Annotated in this window: 26 protein-coding genes; 23 read left to right on the top strand and 3 right to left on the bottom strand. The window is 53.3% G+C overall.

Features of this window, described 5'->3' with window-relative positions:
- The first annotated feature begins 122 nt into the window (after window positions 1-122).
- Window positions 123-863 (top strand): sulfite exporter TauE/SafE family protein, encoded by a 741-nt coding sequence (locus RIN67_RS09935; protein ID WP_264999688.1) that lies wholly within the window; start codon window positions 123-125, stop codon window positions 861-863.
- Between the two features lie 221 nt (window positions 864-1084).
- Here the strand turns inward: RIN67_RS09935 and lrgB are convergent, their stop codons facing one another.
- The gene (lrgB, locus tag RIN67_RS09930; protein WP_024747645.1) at window positions 1085-1891 is read right to left on the bottom strand and encodes an antiholin-like protein LrgB; all 807 of its coding nucleotides are present in this window, start codon (window positions 1889-1891) and stop codon (window positions 1085-1087) included.
- A gap of 45 nt (window positions 1892-1936) precedes the next feature.
- Window positions 1937-2380 (bottom strand): CidA/LrgA family protein, encoded by a 444-nt coding sequence (locus RIN67_RS09925; protein WP_225426490.1) that lies wholly within the window; start codon window positions 2378-2380, stop codon window positions 1937-1939.
- Between the two features lie 412 nt (window positions 2381-2792).
- Here RIN67_RS09925 and RIN67_RS09920 point away from each other — a divergent pair, with 412 nt between their 5' ends.
- The gene (locus tag RIN67_RS09920; protein WP_056944092.1) at window positions 2793-3887 is read left to right on the top strand and encodes a glycosyltransferase family 4 protein; all 1095 of its coding nucleotides are present in this window, start codon (window positions 2793-2795) and stop codon (window positions 3885-3887) included.
- Window positions 3888-3925: 38 nt separating this feature from the next.
- On the opposite strand, the gene RIN67_RS09915 is transcribed toward RIN67_RS09920, so the two are convergent.
- On the bottom strand, window positions 3926-4594 hold the full coding sequence (locus RIN67_RS09915) for a YigZ family protein (RefSeq protein ID WP_024747648.1): 669 nt from the start codon (window positions 4592-4594) through the stop codon (window positions 3926-3928).
- A gap of 78 nt (window positions 4595-4672) precedes the next feature.
- On the opposite strand from RIN67_RS09915, the gene RIN67_RS09910 reads away from it, so the two are divergent.
- The 21 genes from RIN67_RS09910 (at window position 4673) to trxB (ending at window position 26154) form a co-directional block, all read left to right on the top strand.
- Complete coding sequence (locus RIN67_RS09910; protein ID WP_264999689.1) at window positions 4673-5983, top strand: helicase-related protein; 1311 nt, start codon at window positions 4673-4675, stop codon at window positions 5981-5983.
- The gene (locus RIN67_RS09905) at window positions 5980-6657 is read left to right on the top strand and encodes a ComF family protein (protein ID WP_264999690.1); all 678 of its coding nucleotides are present in this window, start codon (window positions 5980-5982) and stop codon (window positions 6655-6657) included. The genes RIN67_RS09910 and RIN67_RS09905 overlap by 4 nt, the downstream gene beginning before the upstream one ends.
- Window positions 6658-6794: 137 nt before the next feature.
- Entirely contained in the window at window positions 6795-7355 is a 561-nt protein-coding gene (gene hpf, locus RIN67_RS09900; RefSeq protein ID WP_024747650.1) for a ribosome hibernation-promoting factor, HPF/YfiA family, read from the top strand.
- Window positions 7356-7604: 249 nt separating this feature from the next.
- Window positions 7605-9968 (top strand): preprotein translocase subunit SecA, encoded by a 2364-nt coding sequence (secA, locus tag RIN67_RS09895; protein WP_024747651.1) that lies wholly within the window; start codon window positions 7605-7607, stop codon window positions 9966-9968.
- A 594-nt stretch (window positions 9969-10562) separates the two neighbouring features.
- Window positions 10563-11679, top strand: a protein-coding gene (prfB, locus tag RIN67_RS09890) for a peptide chain release factor 2 (RefSeq protein ID WP_235714911.1) whose coding sequence is annotated in 2 segments (ribosomal slippage) — window positions 10563-10634 and window positions 10636-11679 — 1116 coding nt in all. Because the reading frame shifts where the segments join, the coding sequence is not laid out codon by codon here.
- Between the two features lie 114 nt (window positions 11680-11793).
- Window positions 11794-12948, top strand: a complete 1155-nt coding sequence (locus RIN67_RS09885) for a PDZ domain-containing protein (RefSeq protein WP_264999691.1) — start codon at window positions 11794-11796, stop codon at window positions 12946-12948.
- A 3-nt stretch (window positions 12949-12951) separates the two neighbouring features.
- Complete coding sequence (locus tag RIN67_RS09880; RefSeq protein WP_264999692.1) at window positions 12952-13659, top strand: response regulator transcription factor; 708 nt, start codon at window positions 12952-12954, stop codon at window positions 13657-13659.
- The gene (locus RIN67_RS09875; RefSeq protein WP_264999693.1) at window positions 13652-15013 is read left to right on the top strand and encodes a sensor histidine kinase; all 1362 of its coding nucleotides are present in this window, start codon (window positions 13652-13654) and stop codon (window positions 15011-15013) included. Before RIN67_RS09880 ends, RIN67_RS09875 begins: the two co-directional genes overlap by 8 nt.
- Before the next feature lie 308 nt (window positions 15014-15321).
- Window positions 15322-16206 carry a phosphate ABC transporter substrate-binding protein PstS family protein gene (locus RIN67_RS09870; RefSeq protein WP_024747656.1) on the top strand — a complete coding sequence of 295 codons (885 nt, stop codon included), beginning with the start codon at window positions 15322-15324 and terminating at the stop codon, window positions 16204-16206.
- Window positions 16206-17147, top strand: a complete 942-nt coding sequence (gene pstC / locus RIN67_RS09865) for a phosphate ABC transporter permease subunit PstC (protein WP_024747657.1) — start codon at window positions 16206-16208, stop codon at window positions 17145-17147. Before RIN67_RS09870 ends, pstC begins: the two co-directional genes overlap by 1 nt.
- A complete protein-coding gene (pstA, locus tag RIN67_RS09860; protein WP_056944101.1) occupies window positions 17147-18034 on the top strand; it encodes a phosphate ABC transporter permease PstA in 888 nt (295 codons plus the stop codon). Before pstC ends, pstA begins: the two co-directional genes overlap by 1 nt.
- 51 nt (window positions 18035-18085) lie before the next feature.
- Window positions 18086-18874 (top strand): phosphate ABC transporter ATP-binding protein PstB, encoded by a 789-nt coding sequence (pstB, locus tag RIN67_RS09855; protein WP_225426491.1) that lies wholly within the window; start codon window positions 18086-18088, stop codon window positions 18872-18874.
- A 15-nt stretch (window positions 18875-18889) separates the two neighbouring features.
- Entirely contained in the window at window positions 18890-19648 is a 759-nt protein-coding gene (gene pstB, locus RIN67_RS09850; protein WP_264999694.1) for a phosphate ABC transporter ATP-binding protein PstB, read from the top strand.
- An 11-nt stretch (window positions 19649-19659) separates the two neighbouring features.
- A complete protein-coding gene (gene phoU / locus RIN67_RS09845) occupies window positions 19660-20337 on the top strand; it encodes a phosphate signaling complex protein PhoU (RefSeq protein ID WP_024747661.1) in 678 nt (225 codons plus the stop codon).
- A 233-nt stretch (window positions 20338-20570) separates the two neighbouring features.
- Window positions 20571-20906: a PspC domain-containing protein gene (locus tag RIN67_RS09840; protein WP_024747662.1), complete on the top strand. Its 336-nt coding sequence runs from the start codon at window positions 20571-20573 to the stop codon at window positions 20904-20906.
- Window positions 20907-21278 carry a phage holin family protein gene (locus RIN67_RS09835; RefSeq protein ID WP_056944105.1) on the top strand — a complete coding sequence of 124 codons (372 nt, stop codon included), beginning with the start codon at window positions 20907-20909 and terminating at the stop codon, window positions 21276-21278.
- 88 nt (window positions 21279-21366) lie between these two features.
- Window positions 21367-22308, top strand: a complete 942-nt coding sequence (hprK, locus tag RIN67_RS09830; protein WP_024747664.1) for an HPr(Ser) kinase/phosphatase — start codon at window positions 21367-21369, stop codon at window positions 22306-22308.
- A 16-nt stretch (window positions 22309-22324) separates the two neighbouring features.
- Window positions 22325-23182, top strand: coding sequence for a prolipoprotein diacylglyceryl transferase (gene lgt / locus RIN67_RS09825; protein ID WP_034545714.1), 858 nt, complete (start codon window positions 22325-22327; stop codon window positions 23180-23182).
- 13 nt (window positions 23183-23195) lie between these two features.
- Window positions 23196-24209 (top strand): NAD(P)H-dependent glycerol-3-phosphate dehydrogenase, encoded by a 1014-nt coding sequence (locus RIN67_RS09820; RefSeq protein WP_264999695.1) that lies wholly within the window; start codon window positions 23196-23198, stop codon window positions 24207-24209.
- 29 nt (window positions 24210-24238) lie between these two features.
- Window positions 24239-25144 carry a UTP--glucose-1-phosphate uridylyltransferase GalU gene (galU, locus tag RIN67_RS09815; protein WP_056944107.1) on the top strand — a complete coding sequence of 302 codons (906 nt, stop codon included), beginning with the start codon at window positions 24239-24241 and terminating at the stop codon, window positions 25142-25144.
- A gap of 65 nt (window positions 25145-25209) precedes the next feature.
- Window positions 25210-26154 carry a thioredoxin-disulfide reductase gene (gene trxB / locus RIN67_RS09810; protein ID WP_024747668.1) on the top strand — a complete coding sequence of 315 codons (945 nt, stop codon included), beginning with the start codon at window positions 25210-25212 and terminating at the stop codon, window positions 26152-26154.
- Window positions 26155-26338: the final 184 nt, after the last annotated feature.

Genomic DNA, 26338 nt, shown 5'->3' with positions numbered 1-26338 from the left:
CCGTAGGCTACAGGCGATTTTTGGCGTTTAGTCGGGGGCACCGTGGACCGTAACTTGACCAATCAAATCAATTTCGTTTAAATAAATAGTGAGGGTTAATTGATTAGAGAGGAAGCGGCAACGTGTTGGTACTTGTATACGGGTTCTTGATTGGGGGTTTCATCAGTCTGATGGGTGGTGGGGGCGCCGCCATGTACTTGGGGGTGCTGACCAGCCAACTAGGTATCGCAACGGCGGTGGCGGCCCCCACGTCCCTGATTGTGGCCATTCCAGCCTTGATTTTTGGTTGTATCACGCAGATTCGGATCCACAACGTGCAGTTCAGCTTGGGGAATCGGATGATCGTCGCGGCCGTTCCGGGAATTTTGGTGGGGACGGGGGTCTCCCCGTTGATTCCTGATCAGATTTACGATTGGGTCGTGGGCACCATTTTGATTGTCATGGGTCTCATCGTGGTGTACCGTGCATTTCGACCGGACCAGCACCAGGTTACGGGTTCGGCTCGCGCTTGGACAGCCGCAGGATTGGGCCTTTTAAGCGGGCTCATGGTTGGAATTGGTGGGTTGACCGGTGGTGGCCCCACCGTTGCCGGACTGTCGATTTTGGGGCTAAATGCGTTGAGTGCGGCCGGGACCTCGACCTATGTTCTAAGTGTCATGGCCGTGATTGGCGCGGTTAGCCACCTGTTTACCGGGACCATCGACTGGTTGGCCGGTATCAGTCTGATGGTGGGGTCGGTAATTGGTGCGGTCGCAACACCGCTGGTTTTACACCGGTTCGACCTCACTAAGGTCAGTCGCTGGTTGACCCCCATCATGGGACTGGTGATCGTGTACTTTGGGGTCAGCATCTTTTTAAAGTAGCATTAAGCGCCAGCGTCCATCCTAAAAGGGTGGGCGCTTTTACTTTAGCTGTCTAATTGAGCTCAGATAGGTGCTTAACAGGCGATTCGGGTAAGTGGTTGAGGACGCCTCGAGGACGCGTGGCGCTGACTGTAGGCGTGTTTAGTTGGTTGATGAGAGCAAAAAAACGTCCCACCAATTGGTAGGACGTTTCTGAAAGTGAATTTCACAAAATTTTAGGTTTAGTAGAGACCCATCATCTGTGCGAATGGTGGAACCACGATGTCCACAACAATCGACACAACAACCACGGCGATGGAAGCCATGGAACCTTGGATGGACCCTAATTGGATAGCCTTGGCAGTACCAACGGTGTGTCCAGAAGTCCCTAACCCAAGTCCGGCACCAATCGGGTCGGAGTTCAGACGGAAGATCTTAACTAAGAAGTCACCCAAGGCGTAGATCAAGACGGCGTTGATGATGCAGGCCATGGCCGTAATAGCGGAATTCCCACCAACGGAAGTGGCAACTGGCATCGCAATCGCAGTGGTTGCGGCTTGTGGTAACATGGACGCAATCCCAGAGTTGTCCAGGCCGAACAGCTTGGCAACAAAGTAGATGACGAACAGGGAAATAACCAACCCAATGATCAGGGAAAGGACAATTTCCAACCAGAAACGCTTAACGATATCGTTCCGACGGTACAGCGGAATCGCGAACGCAATCGTTGCAGGGTTCAGGAACCAGAAGATAATGTTCCCACCTGGTAAGTAAGCGGACTTGTAGAACGTTGCAGTGTCCGTTCCGAAGGCCTTAGCCAACAAGAACAGAATGAAGATCCCTAAGACCATCCCAACGAACAGTGGTTGGAATAAGAAGAACCCTTTACTGATTTTGAAGAGCCATTGACCAATTAAGTAAACCATTAATGAAAGAAAAATACCAAAGATAGCATTACCGGCAGAAGCACCAGCGGCGTTAGTCCCGAGGGCGTCGCCGAGCCATTTTCCCCAAACTGCCATATGTGGGGTAGCAGCTAAACTAATCATCATTTATTCATCCTTTTCTGTGTGATGTCGTAAACGGTCGAACGTTTATTCTTCGACTTCAGTGTTACGATGGAAGACGTGCCGGCTTAACCACATGAAACCAGCGGTCGTGTAGGCGATGCAGATTAACATCACAATCGTCGCGATAATCGTAACTAACACAATCTGAACCCCTTGAGTTCTCATGATGTCCAAGTTTGCGGCCATTTGGATCCCAGATGGGACGAACAAGAAGGCAATCAAACTAATCATGAAATCCCCAAACTTGGCAACGTTCCGTAGCTTAACAATCTTAGTGCAAAGTAAGACGTACAGAATGACCAGACCCATAACGGGCGTTGGGACAGGGAAGGATGCAGGGAACAATGGGGACAACAGGCTAGATACAAATAAAATAGCCGCGAAAATACCCATTTGAATTAAGATAGGTGAATCTTGTTCTTCCTTAGCTGTTTCGGTCGTCTTTGAAGCTTTATCATTAGCAGCCAATAGAAAAATCTCCTTTCAAAATACAAACCAGAAGTAACGGACAGCTAGAAAGATTTCACAAGGAAAAAAGATAAATAGCTCAGATACGAAATGAAATGTGAAACCTTTCTCAATGACACAAACTTATTATATGGCTTTTTGCTAATTTGCACAAGACAAATCTGCCTACTTTCGCGGGATTGCTTGCGCATTTGTGCACGGAAATCGCGAAAAATGCGGTAGGGAAGCGGTTACATAAAGTTTTGTAAAAACTTATTTATTCACAAGGAAATGGGGGATTCTCTTGTGAAGATTTGCAGTAAAGGTTATTAACCGGCCGAATGCGACTTGAAGAAGAAAACGTGGTTGTGTTTAATTTCGGAGCTTTGTATAATTAGCAGGAGACTCATTTAGAATAGAAAGAGGAGTCCATATGAAATTTGAGATTATCGTTAGCCTATTTGCTACCATGATTATCTCTGCGGTCCTCACACCGTTTGTGCGCCGATTTGCGTTCAAAATCGGGGCCGTGGATAAACCCAACCAGCGACGGGTGAATAAGATCCCTATGCCGACATTGGGCGGGTTAGCGATTTTTATCGCGTTTACCTTTTCCACCATGTTCCTGTTGCGTAATCAAATGCCTACGCAACAACTCTGGGGCCTGTTCGGCGGTGAATGTATCATCGTTGCCGAAGGGATGATTGATGATGTTTATGAATTAAAACCGCACCAAAAGGTGATTGGTCAGCTCTTGGCGGCCGTTGAAGTCTACTTCGTGGCCGAGGTACGAATGCGTTACCTGACCTTACCATTCATCGGGACCTGGCACCTAGGACTCTTGGCGTTGCCGATTACTTTGTTGTGGATTGTCGCCATTATCAACGCCATTAACCTGATCGATGGGTTGGATGGTCTGGCGACCGGGGTTTCGATTATTGCGTTGACCACCACCGGGATTACCGGCTTGTTCTTCTTGAATCTGGCGAACACTTGGGTTGCGATTATGATTTTTGCGTTGGTGGCCGCCATGGTTGGCTTCCTTCCTTATAACTTCTTCCCAGCTCGGATCTATCTAGGCGACACGGGGGCCCAGTTTATTGGGTTCATGATTGCCTGCTTCTCCCTGTACGGGTTGAAGAACGTGACGTTTATTTCGGTGATTATTCCTGTGATTATCTTAGGGGTGCCGATTACCGATACCGTCTACGCTATGATCCGGCGCATCCTGAACCGGCAACCCATCTCCCACGCGGATAAACACCACTTGCATCACCGGTTGATGCAGCTGGGCTTGACCCACCGGCAGACGGTCCTGGTGATTTACGGGATTGCGTTGATTTTCTCGTTCATCGCCTTGCTGTACCCCTTATCCACGATTTGGGGCTCGGTCCTGTTGACCATCGCCATCTTGATTGGTTTGGAACTCTTCGTGGAAGCGATTGGGTTGGTCGGGTCGAACCGCCAGCCGCTATTGCACTGGATTAAGCGGATCGTGAAGCAGTTTACCTCGAAAACATCGGATTAAAAAAGCCTACCAATTAGTGGTAGGTTTTTTTCTTATGGCTAAGATTCAGCCGATTCATGGCTGGTGGCGTGGACGTCGACGGGGACTTCGTGGTAGTCGATGGCGCCTAGCGTCATGGTCAGCCGGTTGCTTAACAGGTCGGTCAACGCTTGTTGGGTCTGGTCCACCACGGGTAGGTCGACGGCGATGGTGACCGTCACGGCCGTGGTGTAGTCGGTCTCTAAGACGCTGATCTGGTTTTCGGTCAGGTAGTGGTTCAACAGGTCGTAATTGGGGTAGTCGACCGTGATCTGGATGGCCCGTTGCCGGACCCGCTTGACCACCCCCACGGCTTCGATACCGGTCGAAGTGGCATTGCTGTAAGCCCGGATCAAGCCGCCAGCGCCAAGCTTGATGCCCCCGAAGTACCGGGTGACCACGGCGATACTATTATGCAGGTGGTTGCGCTGGAGGACGGTCAGAATGGGCACACCGGCGGTCCCGGACGGCTCACCGTTGTCACTTTCCCGCTGAATCTCGTCGTGGTCGCCCAGTAGGTAGGCCCAGCAGTGGTGGGTGGCCTTGGGTTCGCGTTTGATGATCTCGGCGATGAAGGCTTTGGCCTGCTCTTCCGTGGCCACCCGCCCCAGGTCGGCGATGAAGCGGGATTTTTTAATTTCCAGTTCGTGATGACCGGCTGCTTGAATCGTTAAATAATCGGTTTCCATCAAAACACCTTTTTTCGAATTTTTGGAACGCGTTCCCGGAACTAACTGGTAAGCCAAGACTAAAAAGGAGGTCCGACCATGGGTGACGCAACGTTGTGGTTCGGCCGGCGACTCCCCGTACCGGGGCCCGCGACACAACCGGGAAAGCCGGCGTTGGTGGCGCACCATCAGCAGTGGCGCTGTCAACGGTGCCAGCAGGTGGTGCCCCCGGGCGATGAGTTGCCCGAACACGTTCCTTACTGCCGCCAGTGCCTCAATCTGGGACGACTAACGGCTCACACTAAATTATACACTATTACGGAGCCCAATCGCTTCTCACGGGTTGTGGATGGGGGACTGACCTGGCAAGGGCACCTCAGCGACCATCAACAGCGAGCCGCGCAAGAACTCTTACAGCGAGTCCGGCACCAACAATCACAGCTGTTATGGGCCGTGACGGGAGCCGGCAAGACGGAGATTGTGTATCCCGCGCTGGCCTGGGCCCTGGCTCAGGGGTGGCGGGTCGCGTGGGCCTCACCGCGGGTAGACGTGTGTCTAGAACTCGCGCCCCGGCTCGCACGCGACTTTGCGGCCATTCCCCAGGCCGTCCTCTACGGGGGTCAGCCGGTTCCGTACGCGTACCGTCAGTTGACCATCTGCACCACGCATCAGCTATTACGTTTTGAGCACGCCTTTGATCTGGTGATCGTTGATGAAGTCGACGCCTTCCCGTTAGCTATGAACCCACTCTTGTTGGGGGCCATCGACCGGGCGCAAAAGCCGCAGGGATGTCGTTTGCTGTTGACGGCCACTCCGGGACGACAACTGCAACGCCAGGTAGCCCGCCACCAACTCGCGGTGACTTACCTGCCACTGCGGTACCACGGTTACCTGTTGCCGCCGTTGACGGTTCAATTGGCTTGGCGGTGGCGGGAACGCTTGACCCGGGGAAAATTGCCGGCGGCGTTGATGCGGCGGGTTCGCCGCTATCACCACCAACAGCAGCGCTTTTTGCTCTTCGTGCCCCACGTGGCGGATTTAGCACCGGTGGCCCAGGTGTTACGGCGGTTAGGCCTGACTGACGGGACCACCGTCCATGCCCAGGATTCGGACCGCCAGGCCAAGGTACAGCGGATGCGCGATGGCGACCTAACGTATTTGGTGACCACCACGATTCTGGAACGGGGCGTGACGTTTCCCAACGTGATGGTCCTAATCTTGGGTGGGGACGACCCGGTCTTCTCCACCGCGACGCTGGTCCAGATTGCCGGACGAGTGGGGCGTCACCGGGACCATCCCCGGGGCGATGTGGTGAGTTACTGTCAGAGTCAGACCCTGACGGTGCGGCGAGCGCAGCGGATGATCGCCCAGCTGAATCGGCGGGGCCGGCAGTTAGGTGGCCGCCCATGAGGCCCGGCTGTGTCTGGTGCGGGCGCCACTTCCAGCCGCAGGTTTCGTTGGCCGACCTGTTGCGGTGGGCGCCGTTGCCACAGCCCCAGGTCTGCGTGCCCTGTGCCCAGCGCCTGCAGCCCATCACGGGGCCGCGGTGTCCCGCTTGCGGGCGCGCTCAGGCTACGGCGACGATCTGTTACGATTGCGAACGCTGGGGGGATGACTTCACAAATCACGCACTTTTTCCCTACGATGCCAATCTCAAGGCCTACATGCAACAGTACAAGTTTCAGGGGGACTACCGCTTACGCGAGGTGATGCAGCCGATTTTAAGGCGGGCTTTAGCTCGAGAGGTGTACGATGTCTTGGTACCAATTCCCGTGACCGCTGAGACTTGGCGGACTCGGGGGTTCAATCAGGTGACCGCTTGGCTCACGGACCAGCCGTATCAGCAGGCGTTGGTGGTGCGGGAAGCAACGAAATCCCGACTCCAATCCAGTAAGACGCGCCAGGAACGCTTACAGACCCAGCAACCCTTTCAACTAGCCCCTAACGCGGCAACGGTCCTACAGAATCAACGGGTCTTACTCCTAGATGACGTCTACACCACCGGTCGCACGATTCGGCACGCGGCCCAACAAATTTATTTGGGCGGCGCGAAAACGGTTACCGGCTTGACTTTGGCGCGTTGATGGGCCAAAAAGGTTAGGTAGAATAATTGTCTATCGAAGCGCTTTCTATTATAATAATAGTAAGCAAAGCACCGAAGAGTGGTCCTTCTAGTGCTAAGCAAGCCAAGCAATCTCTTGGCTGAAGGGAGAGAAGTTTTATGCTCACATTTAATATTCGTGGTGAAAACATCGAAGTTACTGACGCAATCCGGGATTACGTTCAGAAGCGCATCAGCAAGTTAGAGAAATATTTCGAAAACAACGTTGAGGCAATTGCGCATGTCAACCTGAAGGTCTACCAAAACAAGACGGCTAAGGTTGAAGTAACCATCCCGCTCCCATACTTGACTTTACGGGCTGAAGAAACCTCACCAGACCTGTACGCCAGTGTTGATCTGGTTACGGACAAGCTGGAACGGCAGATTCGGAAGTTCAAGACTAAGGTCAACCGGAAGTCACGTGAGAAGGGCTACAAGAACCTTGACTTTGTGCCAGCTGACACGGACGACAAGGCCAGTGACGACAGTAACGATCTCCAAGTTGTTCGGACGAAGCGGGTTTCGCTGAAGCCAATGGACAATGAAGAAGCCATCTTGCAGATGGACATGTTAGGGCATGACTTCTTTATCTACCAAGATGCTGAGACCGATGGCGTCAGCATCGTCTACCGTCGGAACGACGGTCGTTACGGCTTGATCGAAGCCGGCGACGAAGCTTAATCAGTTTTGAGAATAATCAAGGCGTCCGGGACAGGGTTCCCGGGCGTTTTTTGTTGAGGGAAAACGCCCGCGTAACGGGGATGCCGATTTTCGGAACAAATCGCAAAAGAAAACGGTTTATATTTCGTTAACCGGGTCCGAGAGTTCCATCTTAGCTGGGATAGTGTTAAAATGTAGGTTGATTTATCGCAAAAGTATCGGTAACTTTTAAATATAACGATTAAACAATGTACTGAAGGGAATTCTCACATGGCAAATATTTTGAAACGATGGGTCGAAAGTGATCGCCGGACTTTACGACGCCTAAGTAAGTTAGCGGATAAGGTTGGTGCCTACGCTGATGAATATGCACAGCTTTCAGATGATGATTTGAAGGCCAAAACACCAGAATTTAAGCAGCGCTATCAAAACGGCGAAACCTTGGACGACCTGTTACCTGAGGCCTTTGCTGCATGTCGGGAAGGTGCTCGCCGGGTGCTTGGCCTGTACCCATTCCATGTTCAAATCATGGGGGGAATCGTCCTGCACGAAGGTAACATTGCTGAAATGAAGACCGGTGAAGGGAAGACCTTGACCGCGACCATGCCCGTATACTTAAATGCGATTGCGGGTAAAGGGGTCCACGTGGTGACGGTTAACGAATACCTGTCCGCGCGGGATGCCACGGAAATGGGCGAGTTGTACAACTGGATGGGCTTAACGGTGGGGTTGAACTCCGCTGAAAAGACGCCAGATGAAAAGCGCGAAGCTTACAACGCCGACATCACTTACTCCACCAACGGGGAAATCGGGTTCGATTACCTGCGGGACAACATGGTGGTCTACAAAGAAGATATGGTGCAACGGCCATTGAACTTCGCCATTGTCGACGAAGTGGACTCCATCTTGATTGATGAAGCCCGGACGCCATTGATCATTTCCGGCCAATCTGAAGGGACCAGCCAACTGTACAAGCGGGTGGACCGGTTCGCGAAGACCTTACACGAAAAAGAAGACTTTAAGATCGACTTGGAATCCAAGACGGTGGCGTTGACCGACACTGGGATCGAAAAGGCTGAAAAATACTTCAACTTAAAGAACTTATACGACACGGATAATACGGCCTTGACCCACCATATGGACCAAGCCTTACGGGCCAACTTTATTATGTTACGGGATAAGGACTACGTGGTTCAAGACGGCGAAGTCTTGATCGTTGATTCCTTTACCGGACGGGTCATGGAAGGTCGGCGTTACTCCGATGGGCTGCACCAAGCCATCGAAGCTAAGGAAGGCGTCGAGATTCAAGAAGAGACCAAGACCATGGCCAACATCACGTACCAAAACCTGTTCCGGATGTACGCAAAGTTAGCCGGAATGACCGGGACGGCCAAGACTGAATCCGAAGAATTCCGGGAAATCTATAACATGGAAGTCATCACGGTTCCGACCAACAAGCCGGTCGTCCGGGTGGACCATCCGGATGTTCTGTACCCAACGTTGGAAGCTAAGTTCGACGCGGTGGTCCGGGAAATCAAGGAACTCCACGCGAAGGGCCAACCGATGTTAATCGGGACGGTGGCCGTGGAAACTTCCGAATACCTGTCTCAACGGTTGGATGATGAAAACATCCCGCACGTGGTCTTGAACGCCAAGAATCACGCCAAGGAAGCCGACATTATTCAAAACGCTGGTCAACGGGGCGCTGTGACGATTGCCACCAACATGGCCGGCCGGGGGACTGATATCAAGTTAGGACCTGGTGTGGTTGAACTGGGTGGCCTGGCCGTCATTGGGACGGAACGTCATGAGTCTCGCCGGATCGATAACCAACTTCGGGGACGTTCTGGTCGGCAAGGGGACCCTGGTATGACGCAGTTCTATCTGTCACTAGAAGATGACTTGATGCGGCGGTTCGGTTCCGACCGGGTCAAGGATTTCTTGAAGCGGATGAACGTGGATGGTGAAGATGCCGTGATTCGGAGTCGGATGATCACCAAGCAAGTTGAATCCGCTCAGAAACGGGTTGAAGGGAACAACTACGATTCCCGGAAGAACGTTTTGCAATACGATGATGTGATGCGGCAACAACGGAACGTGATCTACGGCGAACGGAACCAGATCATTCAACAGGACAAGTCCCTGAAGTGGGTCTTGATGCCAATGATCAAGCGGACCGTGACCCGAGTGGTCAACTTGCATACGCAAGGCGACCAAGCCGATTGGGACTTGGATACCCTGTTAGACTTCGGGATTTCCGCGATGGTCTCACCAGATAAGATTAGTTTAGCGGACTTGAAGGACAAGACGGCTGACGAAATTATCGCCTTCTTCATGGGACTGGCGAATGAAGTTTACGATGAAAAGTCCAAGCAGCTTTACGACCCAGCACAGATGCTGGAATTCGAAAAGGTTGTGCTGCTGCGGGTCGTGGATTCGCATTGGACGGACCACATCGACGCCATGGACCAGTTACGGCAATCCATTGGGTTGCGGGGCTACGGTCAATTGAACCCACTGGTTGAATACCAACAAGATGGGTTCCGGATGTTCGAAGAAATGATCTCCGACATCGACTACGATGCAACGCGGTTGTTCATGAAGTCCGAAATTCGGCAGAACATTACGCGGTAATCAAGTGAACGTTTAAACGGAGCGGGAAGAAATTCCGGCTCCGTTTTAGTATCTGACCAGCAACCAGTCGTGGTACACTTAAGACAGTAACGGGTTAGCGACGCCTGGTTTCCAGTCAAATTCAGTCTGGAACTTCTCCAGACTGGTGGGGCATTCGCCTTACCGGGCGCCCAGACAGGGCTGGAACGCCGTGGGCACCACTTCGAGCCAAAGAGCGGTCTCGAAGCTGGGCCTTTGACTAGGGCAGCAAAGGACGCTCCCCAAGTCAAATTTCACGGCTGAGCCCTGTCTGGGCGCCCTCACGGCTTACCGAGGCGAAGATAAGTCGTCAAGTTCATTGAATTTTTGTGGGTTAGTGGTGGTATAGCCTAACGTGAGGGCCTGGTAGCCGCTAGGGCCCAGCCAGTGATATTGGCGTTGGCTGAGAGGTTTTTCTCAGCCTAGGCCAAGGCCGAGTTTCAAGATTCGCGGGTTAGGCGAAGCTTGAAATCGTGCCCACAGGCGTCACGGCCCTAGCGGCTGCCGGGACCGGAATGAACGACCGTTAGATTTGAGATAGTCTGTAAAAATTTAGCAAAAAAAGGAGCCCATATCATGGAATTAAGTGATGCAAAACACGCAATTAGCACGATGCGTGACCAACTTGCCGGCTTTAGGAGGTCGCTTTGACTTTGATGCGCTGAACGAGAGCATCAGTGTCAATGAAGGCCAGATGGCGGAACCTGGGTTCTGGGATGATCCCCAGCAAGCCCAGAAGTTGATCGACGCGACGAACGACATGAAGAAAAAGGTCGAGGAATTCAAGACGTTGTCGGACCAGGTCGATGACTTGGAGGTCGCCGTGGAGCTCTTGAGTGATGAGCCGGATGCGGACATGCAAGCCGAATTCGACCAGAACTTCACCAAGGCCCAAGCGGCTTTGCGGCAGTATCGGTTGAACTTACTGTTGAACCAAAAGTACGACCACAATAACGCGTTGTTGGAAATTCACCCGGGAGCCGGGGGCACGGAATCGCAGGACTGGGGATCCATGTTGATGCGGATGTATCAACGTTGGGCAGACCAGCATGACTTCAAGGTCACGATTCTGGACTACCAACCCGGTGAAGTTGCGGGCCTTAGTAGCGCGACGTTACTGATTGCCGGGCACAACGCTTACGGGTACCTGCGCTCGGAGAAGGGTGTGCACCGGTTAGTTCGAATCTCGCCGTTTGACTCGGCGGGACGCCGGCACACCTCGTTTGCCTCGGTCGATGTCTTGCCCGAACTGGACGATTCCGTGGACGTGGAAATCAATCCTGCCGACTTGAAAGTCGACGTCTACCGGGCATCCGGTGCTGGGGGACAACACGTCAACAAGACGTCTTCCGCGGTGCGAATCACCCACTTGCCAACGGGAATCGTCACCCAGAGTCAGGCTCAGCGGTCTCAACTGCAGAACCGGCAGACGGCGTTAGCCATGTTGCGGGCGAAGTTGTACGAACGCGAAGAAGAGAAGAAGGCCAAGGAAAAGGCGGCGCTGGAAGGCGACCAACTGGATATTGGCTGGGGATCGCAGATTCGCTCGTACGTCTTCCACCCGTACACCATGGTGAAGGATCACCGGACCAACTACGAGACCAGTCAGGGCCAAGCCGTCATGGACGGCGACTTAGATCCGTTCATCGACGCCTTCTTACAGTGGAAGTTGAGTCAGAAGAATCCAGATTAACCACCGAATTTATTATAAATAAATTGGTTGAACGGGTAACGCGAATCACGTGTTGCCCGTTTTTGATTAATGCTATACTGTTGATAACGTTGTTTTAGGAAAGGTGTCGATTTCATGCGGACATTACTGGTCGTGGGCAGTTATTTACTCCAGCCCCTTTTATGGTTGGCTATTTTACGGATGTGGCTGACCAGTCGCGCACGTATCAAGCGCGAACGTCATGATTTTAGCAGTGCGGTCTATAGCGACCACTTCGAATTGCGGCATATGTTGACGCAGGGCCTGGTCCTGGGTGTCGGCTTATCCGTGGTGAACCTGCTGGTGGGCTTGAGCTTGCCATTATTCTGGATTGTCATTTACGAGGCCTTATTGACGGTATCGTTAGTGGTCCTTCCCACCACGGTCTTACCGGTGACCTTGATCGTGGTCAGCACGTTGCTGACCAATTATGGTGGCGCGCTGTGGCCTGACCGTCCCAATCTGGGGGCGACGGGGCTGAATTGGCATGCGGTGCCCGCGGCGAGTTTCTTGTGGCTTCTGGTCATCGTCTTCTTGGCTTTAGGCCACTGGGTCGCCCATTACGGCGGCCGGTTTGCGGCGCCACGAATTTACGCCAAGCAACGGGGCAAGCGGATTGCCGGCTACCCTTGGCGGGAATTGCTGATCATTCCGATGGTCACGCTGGTTCCGGGGGATTGGTTCACCAGCCAATGGTCATTCTGGCCGGTGCTGACCCTGCACGGACAGTCCTTTGCGGTCCTGATTGTACCGTTGCTTCTAGGGGTGCGGTTTACGGTCTTTCGGCAGGCGCCACAGGTCGCCTATCAGAACCTGGCCCGAAAGATGCTTTGGTTAGCCGCTGCGGCAGTGGTTCTGATGGTCTGGACGTTTTGGCGGCCGCAAAATCTGCCAGTGGCGATGGTGGTCCTGCTGGTTTGTTATGGTGGTTGTTTATGGCAAGCCAAACGTTATGATGAGCATCAGCCTTTCTGGTATTCTCAGGTCGACGATGGGGTCCGGGTCTTGGCGATTCGTCCCGGGACGCCGGCCAATAAGCTAGACTTGGCACCGGGCGATATTATTCTCGAGTGCAATCACCAAGCGGTCAATAGTGAGACGACCTTTTATGAAGCGTTATTGATCAATCCAACGTACTGTCATTTACGAGTACGTAATATGGCGGGAGAACTAAAAGTTACCGAAACGGCCATTTATTCCGGGGCACCACACGAAATCGGAATTGTTCTATTCAGAGATCAGGAGGGGTAAGTCATGAGTAGAGTGCTAGTCGTGGATGATGAACCAGCAATTGTGACGTTGTTGCAGTACAACTTGGAGCAAGCAGATTACCAAGTGGTGACGGCAATCGATGGGGAGCAGGCGTTGCAGTTGGCTCAGAACGAACATTTTGATGTGATTCTATTAGATCTGATGTTGCCGAAGCTGGATGGCGTGGAAGTCACCAAGCGTTTGCGGCAAGAAAAAATCAAAACACCCATCATTATGATCACGGCCAAGACCAGTGAATTCGACACGGTCTTCGGACTGGAACTGGGGGCGGACGATTACATTACCAAGCCGTTTAGTCCCCGGGAAGTGCTGGCGCGGATGAAGGCGGTCATGCGGCGGTATCACGAAGATGCCGGGCCAGTGACTACGGCCACTAATGGCCACGTGATTCGGATCGCCGGTCTCCGGATTGACCAGGATAAGTTCCAGGTCAAGCGGGGCGACCAGCCGATTGATTTGACCCCTAAGGAGTTCGAACTCCTACTGTTTTTTGCCAAACGTCCGGGGAAAGTTTGGAGTCGCGAACAGTTGCTAGAAGGCGTGTGGGGCTTCGACTACAGTGGTCAGACGCGGATGGTGGACATTCACGTCTCCCATTTACGGGAAAAGATTGAGGCGGATCCCAAGCACCCGCAGTTATTGAAGACCGTGCGGGGGTTTGGGTACACCTTCGAGGCGTCCCATGAGTAAGCGTTGGCTGTGGCTGAGCGGTCTGGGGTGCTGGGGCGTCAACAGCTTATTGGTGTGGGTGGTCCAGCCGGCTTACCTCCACTGGGCCTTGGTCCTAGCGGGAATCGTGACCCTTGGTGAGTGGGGGCTGATTGCCTTAGGGTTGCGCTGGCTGGCAGAGCGAATCACCATTCTGACCAAGAAGGTTGAAAAGATTCGGCGGGAAGAGGCCCCCGCCCATGTGTTGCTGGCGCATAGCGACCCGTTTTATCAGCTGGCCCTCCAGATCAATTACTTACAGACCCACCAGCGTAAGGTTCAACGCCGAATCGCGGGCCAGAACCAGGAGTTCGCGACCCTGTTAGACTACCTGCCGATTGGGGTCATGGTCATTGACCGGTACCGGAAAGTCGAGCTAGCGAATCCCGCGATGGAGCAGTTCTTGCAACGTAAGATTTCGCCCCGGCGTCACCCGTTTACCCAAGACGTGAATCAGTTTGAACTTGCTAGCCTGATCAATTCGGCGTTGACTGAACGGAAGACGCAACACCAAGTTGTGAAGCTGGCGGGGATTCCGAATGACCGGACCGTCGACGTTCAGGCCATCTATACGGCCACGTCTCAGGACTATTTCCAGGTCTTGGTCCTGCTGTACGATGTGACCGAGGTCTACGCGGTCGAGCAGATGCAACTGGACTTCGTGTCGAACGCGTCCCATGAATTGAAGACGCCGGTCACGGCCATCTCAGGCTTTGCTAAGACCCTCTTGGCGGGGGCCAAGGATGACCCGGATAAGAGTGTTGAGTTCTTGAAAATCATCGACCAGCAGTGTGACCGCTTAGTCGAACTAATCAACGATGTGTTGACCATTTCCCACATCGAATCGGGTAACGTGGTCGAGCTGGAGAAGGTCCCGGTCGGTCAACAAATTGCGAGTCAGATTCACCTGTTGCAACCCCTAGCGGCCGTCAATCAAGTGACACTGATCAATCAGGTGCCGGATGACCTCATCGTGACCACGGACCAGCGTAAGCTTGACCAGATTGTGAAGAACGTGTTGAGTAACGCCATCAAGTATAACCGGCCGGAGGGCACCGTAACGGTCACCACGACCCAAAATGATCAAGCGTGGACGTTAACGGTCGCTGATACGGGAATTGGCATCTCGCCGCAAGACCAATTACGGGTCTTCGAACGGTTCTACCGGGCCGAGACCTCTCATTCGAATCAACGGGTCAATGGTAGTGGGCTGGGTCTGGCCATTGTCCGGGAACTGGTCCGGGCTTTGGATGGAAAGCTGGACCTCCAGAGTCATCTGGATAAGGGGACCACGGTGACTTTGAGCTTCCCGCTAAAACCAGCGACAACTGAATAAGTGTATTGGCGTGAACGGTAATCTGGTTACCGAACCGTCATCAATTCGAAGCGACCGCTGCTTACCTGTGAGGTAAGTAGCGGTCGCTTTGTGTAAGGCCCCAAAATGGTGATATGTCGGCCTTGGCGAGCGCGTTAAGCCTATTAGTATCCCCTTGATGTTTGTGGGTGGTGACGGTTAGTTCGTCAACAATCGCAACATATTTACACAACCTTTACACTACTACTACATGAGATTTACATTCACCCGTTATACTGACAGTTGAAATGATGAGTCTTTTTTGGACTGATCGAATAGGAGGGAACAGTATGACGAAGAAACGGTGGTTTCAAGGAATTGGCCTGATTCTATTGGTCGCCTTGGGGGTGTTTGCCTACCAGACTCGGCAGGTCAGTCACGCCGGACAATCCATCACCGCCGTCGGTTCAACGGCCTTACAGCCCCTGGTTGAAGCAGCGGGCGAGCAGTATACGGGTGAACATTTGGGGACGTTCATCAACGTACAAGGTGGCGGGACCGGGACGGGTCTGAGTCAGATTCAAGAAGGTGCCGTGCAGATTGGGGACTCGGATCTTTTTGCGTCTGAACAAAAGGGGATCACTAGCAAACAATTGGTCGATCACCGGGTCGCGGTGGTCGGCATCACACCCATCGTTAATCGCAAGAACGGCGTACAGAACCTGACGACTAAGCAGTTGACGGCGGTCTTCACCGGACAAGTCACGAATTGGAAGCAGGTGGGTGGCGCCGATCGGCCGATCGTCATCATTAACCGGGCCCAAGGAAGTGGGACCCGGGCGACTTTTGAGAAGTTCGGTATGAACGGGCACCGTTCCCGGACGGCTCAAGAACAAGACTCGTCGGGGATGGTTCGTCAGATTGTGGCGACCACGCCGGGGGCCATTAGTTATGTCGCCTTTTCGTACGTGGACAAGACGGTCGACGCCCTGCACCTGAATGGCGTTGCGCCAACGGAAGCCAACGTGATTGATAATCACTGGAAGATTTGGTCGTACGAACATCTTTACACCAACGGTCAACCTACGGGGCTGACCAAGGACTTTATCGCTTATGTGGAATCGCCTGCCATTCAGAAGACGTTGGTGCGGCAGTTGGGGTATCTATCCCCCGACCAGATGCACATTGAACGGGACGTGACGGGTAAGGTCACTCAGATTGGAGGCGCGCGGTAATGAAAGAACAGTCTACTTCAGTGGCGAGTTTAGAGCGCCAGTTAAAAAAGCATTCTAAGGCCGCTAAGCTCGAAGTCTGGGGACGCGTGGTTAGTTTTTCGGCGTTGGTCTTAATCGTCGCAGTCGTGGTCGCCATCATTGGTTTCGTGGCGTCTAAGGGCATTGCGACCTTTACCACCAATCACGTGAGTCTCTGGGACTTCCTAACGGGCAAGAACTGGAACCCGGGCATTAAGGATGCCCACGGCAAGCCCGAAGTTGGGGCGTTGTCAATGATTGTGGGGTCCTTTCTAATCACGATTCTCTCGGCGTTGATTGCGACCCCGTTTGCGATTGGGACGGCGGTCTTCATGAATGAAATCTCACCTAACCGGGGGGCCAAAATCCTGCGGCCAGTAACCGAGTTACTGGTGGGGATTCCTTCAGTTGTTTATGGGTTTATCGGGTTAAGCGTTGTGGTCCCGTTCACGCGGTCCGTCTTTGGCGGTAGCGGGTTCGGAATCCTTTCCGGGACCTTCGTCCTCTTCGTGATGGTCTTGCCTACGGTCACGTCGATGAGTGCCGATGCACTGCGGGCGGTTCCCCGGTTCTACCGGGAGGCCTCGCTTGCCTTAGGGGCAACGCAGTGGCAGACCATCTACAAGGTAGTCTTGCGCGCCGCAACGCCGGGGCTGATGACGGCCGTGGTCTTCGGGATGGCCCGGGCCTTCGGTGAAGCCTTAGCCGTGCAAATGGTGATTGGGAACGCGGCGTTGATGCCGCACAGCCTAGTTGACCCGGCGGCGACGTTGACGTCCGTTCTGACGACAGGAATCGGGAACACGGTCATGGGGTCCTTACAAAACAATGCCCTATGGTCCCTAGCGCTGGTTCTATTACTGATGTCCTTAGTCTTTAACTTAATTGTCCGGCTGATTGGTCGAAAGGGGCGGTTGCAATAATGCATAAAGCAAAACTCCAAAATAAAATTGCCATCGGGTCCCTGTACGGGATTTCCGGTCTGGTAGTCTTGATCTTGGTCGCCCTGCTGGGGTACATCTTAGTCAGTGGTTTACCACAACTGAGTTGGCACTTCTTAACGGCACCCGCGAAGGCCTTCTTGAAAGGCGGCGGGGTGGGGGTCCAACTCTTCAACTCGTTTTATCTCTTGATTTTAGCCATGCTAATTTCGTTTCCGATTGCGTTGGGGGCGGCGATTTACCTCTACGAATACGCGAAAGATAACTGGGTGACCAGTGCTGTTCGGACAGCGATTGAAATTCTAAGTTCGTTACCCTCAGTGGTGGTTGGACTATTCGGATTCCTGTTCTTTGTGGTCAAGCTGCGCCTAGGGTTCTCGATTCTCTCGGGGGCCTTCGCGTTGACCTTCTTCAACTTGCCGCTGTTAACGCGGAGCATTGAAGACTCTTTGCGGACCGTTAGTGAGAACCAACGGGAAGGTGGTCTGGCATTAGGGTTGTCCCGGTGGGAGACCGTCAACAAGATCATCTTACCGGCCGCAGTTCCAAGTATCCTGACCGGGGTGATCTTAAGTGCCGGACGGGTCTTTGGGGAAGCCGCCGCGTTGATCTACACGGCGGGCCAAAGTGCCCCGGCGTTAAACTTTGCGGATTGGAACCCATTCAACATTTCGAGTCCGTTGAATCCGATGCGGCCAGCTGAAACGTTGGCGGTGCACATCTGGAAGATCAATTCAGAAGGCATTATGCCGGACGCCAAGGCCATTTCATCTGGGTCTTCGGCTGTGCTGGTGATTGCCATCTTACTCTTTAACTTTGCGGCCCGTTACCTGGGCAAACGATTATACAAACGCCTCACGTCGGCGTAAGGAGGGGTTGCCATGTTCGTCAATAACGATGTTCAAACGAATGCGAACGACATGCTGGAACGGCATATCGTTCAACCCAACGATCCGCAGCACCCCATCGTGTTAGCGACGGAGGACCTGCACGTGTTCTACGGGAAGTCTGAAGCCTTATTCGAAGGAGACCTGCAGTTCGCACAGAATCAGATTACTGCGTTGATTGGACCTTCGGGTTCCGGAAAATCGACCTATTTACGGTCGTTGAACCGGATGAACGACCGCATCGCCACGGTCAAGGGGCGCATCATGTATCGGGGCGTTGATGTGAACCAACCAGACATCGACGTGTATGAGATGCGGCGGCGAATCGGGATGGTGTTCCAACGGCCCAATCCGTTTGCCAAGTCCATTTATGATAACGTGGCCTTTGCCTTACGTCTGCGGGGGGTGACTGGGAAAAAGAAGTTAGATGAATTAGTCGAGGTTTCGCTGCGGCAAGCGGCGTTGTGGGACCAGGTCAAGGATGACTTGGGGCGGAGTGCCCTGGGGCTGTCCGGGGGACAAGCCCAACGGTTATGTATTGCCCGGGCCATCGCGTTGAAGCCGGATATCTTACTTCTGGACGAACCGGCCAGCGCCCTGGATCCCGTGTCGACCAGTCAGTTGGAAGACACGTTGTTGAAGCTCAAGGAGCAATACACGATCATTATCGTGACGCACAACATGCAACAAGCGGCGCGGATCAGCGAATATACGGCGTTCTTTAACCAGGGTCGGGTCCTGGAATATGACACGACCAGCCATATTTTTACTAATCCACGGGTGCAAATCACCAGTGATTACGTTTCGGGGAACTTTGGTTAGGAGGAAGAACAGAGCATGAGAGAAGAGATTTTAACGACCCAGGACCTGCACCTGTACTACGGGAACAAAGAGGCCTTAAAGGGCATCAACTTGAACTTTAAAGACAAGGGGATCACGGCTTTGATCGGCCCATCCGGCTGTGGGAAGTCGACGTATCTGCGGACCTTGAACCGGATGAACGACCTGATTCCGGGGGTTACGATTACCGGAACGGTGCAGTTCAAGGGGCAGGACTTGTACGCCCCTAGTGCCGATACGGTTGAGATTCGCAAGGAAATCGGCATGGTGTTCCAACAACCTAACCCGTTTCCGTTCTCCATCTACGATAATGTGATCTACGGGTTACGGATCGCCGGTGAGAAGGATAAGGAAAAGTTGGACGCGGTGGTGGAGAAATCACTCCGGCAAGCTGCGGTGTGGGATGAAGTCAAGGACCACCTGCACGAGAGCGCCTTGGCCTTATCCGGGGGACAACAGCAACGGGTCTGCATCGCGCGGGTCCTGGCGTTTTCCCCGGAGATTATCCTGATGGACGAACCGACCAGTGCCTTGGACCCGGTATCGAGTAGTCAAATTGAAACCACGCTCTTGAATTTACGGCAAGATTATACGATTATTATTGTGACCCACAACTTGCAACAAGCGTCGCGGATTGCCGATCGGACCGCCTTCTTCATGAACGGCGAGTTGATCGAAGTGGATGCGACGAAGAATATTTTTATGAATCCCGCGAAGAAGCAAACGGAAGATTACATTAGCGGTCGATTTGGTTAAGGAGGCAGGACATGCGGAGATTATTTGATGATGAGTTAGCGGATTTGGATGCTGACTTTACGGAAATGGGGATGCTGGTCAGCGAGGTCATTCAGCAAGCGGTCGAGGCGTTTATGAAGCGTGACGCGCAGACGGCGCAACACATTATTGACCACGACCACGACATCAACCAGCGCGAAATCGCGCTGGAGAAGAAGACCTTTGAGATGATCGCCCTGTACCAGCCCGTGACCACGGACTTACGGGAGATCGTGACGATTTTAAAGGCCGTTTCGGATCTAGAACGGGCGGGAGACCACGCGCGGAATATCGCCCATTCAGCCATCAAGATGGGGGCTAAGCAAAAGGTTCCCGAAATCGAACAACTGATCAGTGAGATGAGTCAGATGACCACCCAGATGGTCAAGGACGTCTTGTCGGCCTACGTCAACAAAGACGAGCAGGAAGCCCGAGCTTTGGCGGGGTACGACCGGAAGCTGGATCGCCTGAACCACGCGGTACGGGAAGGCAGTTACCAGCAGATGCGCAAGGATGCCGCCTTTGAAACGGGGGCGTCCATCTACCTGAACGTGGCCCAAGATCTCTGTCGCATTGGGGATTACGTCACCAACGTCTGTGAGTGGATCATTTACCTGAAGTCCGGACACATCATTGAGTTGAATTCAGCCAGTGAGGGGACTGGGTCATAAGTTCCGAAACCTTACGTCAAATTGAAGATTTACCTAAGCGGCCACTGGAAACTTGCTTTCAGTGGCCGCTTTCGTTATTCTTTCGGTAGTGGGCCCCCGCTACGCAACCGGTAGCGCGGTGGTTTCCCAGAGTTTCCCGATTTTTCTGGGGGAACTTAGGAGCAGCACACGGTTCTTCGAATTAGGAAGCGGTGCTTACAAAAGATCAGACTTATACGAAGGAGATTCTAATTATGGCAGGTAAAAAACGTTTAGTGCGTTCCCGGACTAACCGCTTAGTCGGCGGGGTCTTAGGCGGGATCGCCGAATACTTCGACTGGAACGCTAATTTACTGCGGTTGATCTACGTGATCATCTCGCTGGCGATTCCACCCCACGGGGTCTTGGGTCTCTTGATCTACGTGATCTTGATGACGTTCATTCCGCTGGATGATACGCGGACCACCTCGGCGAGCTTCCGGGATTTGTTTGGGCAGTTTGGCGGTGGGGCGACGCAGCCGCACCAGTCCGAACGGAAGGACATTCACGCGACGGAACAGGACGTCCACACCCATAAGGATGGTGAGTAGATGCACTTTTGGTCCCGAATCTTAGTTAACGCCGCCATTTTTCTGGCGTTGGCGGGCTTTTTCCAGAGTCAGCTCGCGGGGAGCTATCAGTACGCCTTCTACGTTTCCGGCGTGGGAATCGCCCTGTTGGCCAGCTTCGTTTTGGCGCTATTAAATGCCGTGGTGAAGCCAATTCTCTTCATTTTGTCGCTACCGATTACGATTCTAACGTTGGGGCTGTTTAGCATCGTTTTGAACGCCGCAATGCTGGAGCTGACGTCCTACTTTGTGGGGGCCAACTTCGCGTTTAAGTCCTTCGGGGTCACCTTATTGGTAGCGGTGGTCATGGCGATTTTTAACGCCATCATTAACGACCATTTCGCGCGAAATTAATCAGCGCAACGGGAGGAATATGATAGGAGTTACCCCGGTAAAGTGCTAAAATTAAACTAGTTTACTATGCAGTAAGGAGGAAGCGTTCATGCCAGAAAGCGTCACAGTCGCCGACCTGGTCAAAGTCAACCGGTTGGATGTCTATTCCGGTCAAGATGATTTGGATCGACAGATTACCACCAGTGATATCTCGCGTCCTGGGCTCGAACTCACGGGATATTTTAATTACTATCCAGCTAAACGGGTCCAACTCTTAGGGATTACGGAAACCTCATTTGCTAAGGGGATGAGTCACAAGAAGCTTCTCGATGTGATGCAGAAGATGTGTCAACCCGAGACGCCCGCCTTCGTCATCTCGACGCAACTTGATCCGCCCGAGGAGCTCCAACAGGCGGCCGAGGCAGCCCACATTCCGATTCTGGGGACCAAGCTGACCACGTCGCGGGTTCTGAGTAACATGACCAACTTCTTGGAAGGCAAGCTGGCCGAGCGCCAATCCGTACACGGGGTCTTAGTCGATATCTACGGGGTCGGCGTCATGATTACCGGTGATTCTGGGGTGGGGAAAAGTGAAACCGCTCTAGAACTGGTCAAGCGGGGCCACCGGCTGATTGCCGACGACCGGGTCGAAGTCTATCAACAAGACGAACAGACCCTGGTCGGTGCCGCACCCGCCATCTTAAGTCACCTGCTAGAGATTCGGGGCATTGGAATCATTGATGTCATGAACCTCTTCGGGGCGGGGGCTGTGCGGAGCGAGACCGACATTGACCTGATCGTGCACTTGGAACTTTGGCATGACGATAACCACTTCGATCGGTTGGGGAACAACACGGAAGAACAACGTTTCTTCGATGTGGTGGTTCCCAAGATTACGATTCCGGTCAAGACAGGGCGGAACCTGGCAATCATCATCGAAGCAGCGGCGATGAACTTCCGGGCCCGTTCTATGGGGTACGATGCCACCAAGGTCTTTGACGAGAACTTGAACCGTTTGATTAAGCAAAATTCTAAAAAAGATACGCACTAACTAAAGGGGGTAGACAATCACGTTAACACCGATTTTAGCAGCCCTCAATCCGATTGCGATTCACTTAGGCCCACTGGCCGTTCACTGGTATGGGGTGATTATCGCGACCGGCGTGATCATCGCGGTGACGTTAGCCGTTCGTGAGGGACAACGGCGCGGAATCAAACCCGATGATATTTACGACATGATCTTGTGGGCGTTACCAGCGGCGCTGATTGCGGCGCGCCTGTACTACGTGGTCTTCCAATGGGGGTATTACAGCCAACATCCCGGCGAGATCATTGCGATTTGGGATGGCGGGATTGCCATCTATGGCTCGTTGATTGGGGCCGGTCTGGTAGTCTTTTTCTTCTGTCGTTCCCGCTTCATTCCAGTCTGGTTAATGTTAGACGTGGCGGCGCCCACCGTCATTTTGGGCCAAGCGATTGGCCGCTGGGGCAACTTCATGAATCAAGAGGCGTTCGGCCGGATCACCAGCCTGTCGTTCTTGCAGGGGTTGCACCTACCCGGGTGGATCATCAATCAGATGTTCATCAACGGGGCATACCGTCAACCCACGTACTTGTACGAGTCGATGTGGGATCTGATGGGCTTCGTGGTGCTGATGAGTCTGCGGCATTACCCGCAACTCTTTAAGCAGGGCGAAGTCTTCTTAAGTTACGTGATGTGGTATTCATTGGGACGGTTCTTCATTGAAGGCATGCGGACGGACAGTCTGATGTTACTGGGGGTCATTCGTGTCTCCCAATTATTGTCGGTGGTTCTGTTCATCGGTGCCTTGATCATCTGGATCTATCGGCGGCGGCAGACGCAAGCCCCGACGGACTACCTAGATGGCAACCCGTTCCGTGAACGTGCTAAACTTTCAAATTAAGGAGAAGACAACTATGTCAGAGAAAATTGCAGTACTCGGTGCCGGTTCTTGGGGTTCAATCCTTGCGAGCGTCTTGGATGAAAATGGCCATGACGTGCGGCTATGGTCGTACAACCCCAAGCAAGTCGAAGAACTGAATACGCAACATACCAATAGCCGGTACATCAAGGACTTTACGTTCTCGTCATCGTTAGTCGCTTACGCGGATCTCGCGACGGCGATCGACGGGGTCGATGCCATCTTGTTCGTGGTGCCAACCAAGGCTGTGCGGTCCGTAGCCCATCAAGTGGGCGCGCTATTGGCAGAAAAGCAATTACAACCGGAAATCATCCATGCCAGCAAGGGAATCGAGCAGAAGACCTATAAGCGGATCTCCCAGATCTTGGAAGAAGAGATTCCGGCGGCCAACCGCAAGGCGGTCACGGTCTTGTCGGGGCCGAGTCACGCGGAAGATGTTGCCCGGCATGACCTGACGCTGATCACGGCGGCCAGTGCGAGCCCCGAAGCAGCTAAGTACACCCAAAAGTTATTCATGACCAACTACTTCCGGGTCTACACCAACTCCGACGTCATCGGGGTGGAAATCGGAGCCGCTTTGAAGAATATCATCGCCTTGGGTGCCGGGGCCTTACATGGCCTGGGCTACGGTGATAACGCGAAGGCAGCGCTGATGACCCGTGGGCTAGCCGAGATTTCCCGGCTGGGCACGTCATTTGGTGCCGACCCAATGACCTTCATCGGATTATCCGGTGTCGGCGACGTCATCGTCACCGCAACCAGTGCCAATTCCCGGAACTGGCGTGCTGGGGATGAACTAGGCCGTGGTGAAGCGTTGGACGACGTGGTCAGCCACATGGGCATGGTCATCGAAGGGGTGGCCACGACCAAGGCCGCGTATGAATTATCGCAGCAACGGGGCGTCTCCATGCCAATTACGGAAGCCATCTACCAGGTTCTGTATGAAGGCAAGGATATTCGCACCGCCATTTCCGACCTAATGCAACGTGAGGGTCGCGCTGAATTTTAGTTAATGTCACTGAGGAGGGAACCATCGTTATGAGAAAAGTCAGAAAAGCAGTCATTCCAGCCGCGGGTTTGGGGACCCGGTTCTTACCGGCTACCAAAGCACTTGCTAAGGAAATGTTACCAATCGTTGACAAGCCAACGATTCAGTTCATCGTCGAAGAAGCCCGGAAGTCCGGAATTGAGGATATCGTGGTCGTCGACGGGAAGTCCAAGCGGTCCATCGAAGATCACTTCGACTCCAACCCTGAATTGGAAGCTAACTTGGAAGCCAAGCACAAGGAAAAGATGTTGAAGCAGGTCCAAGAGACCACCGGCATGAACTTGTACTTCATTCGGCAACCTTACCCGCGGGGCCTGGGCGACGCTGTTCTGACCGCGAAAGCCTTCATCGGCGACGAACCCTTCGTGGTGATGTTGGGCGATGACATGACGGAAAGTAAGGTACCGTTGACCAAGCAATTGATCGACCGGTACAACCAGACGGGCGCGTCAACTTTAGCTGTGATGCGGGTACCGCATGAAGACACGGCTAAGTATGGGGTGATCAACCCCTCTGAAGAGACGGCGCCGGGCCTGTATAACGTGACGAACTTCGTGGAAAAGCCGGAACCAGATAAGGCACCCAGTGACCTGGCCATTATTGGTCGGTACCTGTTCACGCCAGAAATCTTCGAAGCGCTGGAGAACACGCCAATTGGTTTAGGTAACGAATTGCAATTGACGGATGCGATTGATATTTTGAACCGGACCCAACGCGTCTTTGCCCACGAATACACCGGCAAGCGATTTGACGTCGGCAATAAGTTTGGCTGGTTACAGACCAATATCGAATTTGGGTTGAACCATCCTGAGACTAAAACGCAATTGCGCGAATACATTAAGACCTTAGGCCAGAAGCTGGCCGCAGAGGATGAGAAAAAATCCGGAACAAAATAGGTGACAAACTTACTTTTTAATAGTAAAGTGTCAGTCAGGCTAAGATATTTCGGAAGGGAGTCGTCATCTTGAAAAACTATGATGTGATTGTAATTGGTGCTGGACCCGGTGGGATGACCGGTGCGCTTTACGCATCGCGGGCGAACCTGTCCGTTTTGATGCTTGATCGGGGCATTTACGGGGGCCAGATGAACAACACGGCCGCCATCGAAAACTATCCGGGGTTCAAGTCGATCTTAGGACCAGACTTGGCGAAGGACATGTACGAAGGCGCGACCCAGTTTGGCGCTGAATTTGCCTACGGGAGCGTAGAAGCCATTGAAGACCACGGTGACCATAAGGTGGTCAAGACCGACGATGGGGACTACACGGCCAAAGCCGTGATCGTCGCCACGGGTTCTGAGTACAAGAAGTTAGGTGTTCCCGGTGAGGATAGCTACGGTGGCCGCGGGGTCTCCTACTGCGCGGTCTGCGACGGTGCATTCTTTAAGAACCGCGACGTGATTGTCGTCGGTGGTGGTGATTCTGCCGTCGAAGAAGGCATCTATCTGGCCGGCTTGGCCGCTAAGGTCACTATCGTGGTTCGGCGGGACCAGTTGCGGGCCCAAAAGGTCTTGCAAGACCGGGCGTTTGCCAACGATAAGATTGAATTCGTATGGAACACGAACGTCACGGAGATTCAAGGCGACGACATGAAGGTGACCGGTGTGGCCACCCACAACAACCAGACGGGCGAAGATGGCCATCTGGATGCCAGCGGGGTCTTCATCTACGTTGGGACCTTGCCAATGACGGAAGCCTTCAAGGGCTTAGGCATTACCGATGATGCAGGTTGGATCAAGACCGATGACCACATGGCCACGGCGGTTCCTGGCATCTTTGCTATCGGTGACGTGCGCCAGAAGGACCTGCGGCAGATTACCACGGCCGTTGGTGAAGGGGGCACGGCGGGACAAGCGGTCTTCAATTACCTGGAAACCTTGAAGTCCCAAGCAGCGTCTGCTCAATAAGCGCGTCAGTTATCAGTGTGGGTTCCCTTGGTGATTAGGGTTCGCTGGTTGCCTGGGGAGTACGCTGCAACACCAGCTAAATCAAGAGACTAAGAGGAGCCTAGGCGTTTTGCCGGGGCTCCTTTTTTCTACGTTTTGTCAATAAAGATGTTGTTAAATCAATGTTTTATGATGAGAAATTTAG

The organism is Levilactobacillus namurensis (genome assembly GCF_032197885.1).
GTDB lineage: Bacteria > Bacillota > Bacilli > Lactobacillales > Lactobacillaceae > Levilactobacillus > Levilactobacillus namurensis_A.
The sequence above is the reverse complement of the archived record's forward strand: the minus strand, read 5'-3'. Positions and strand labels throughout refer to the sequence as shown.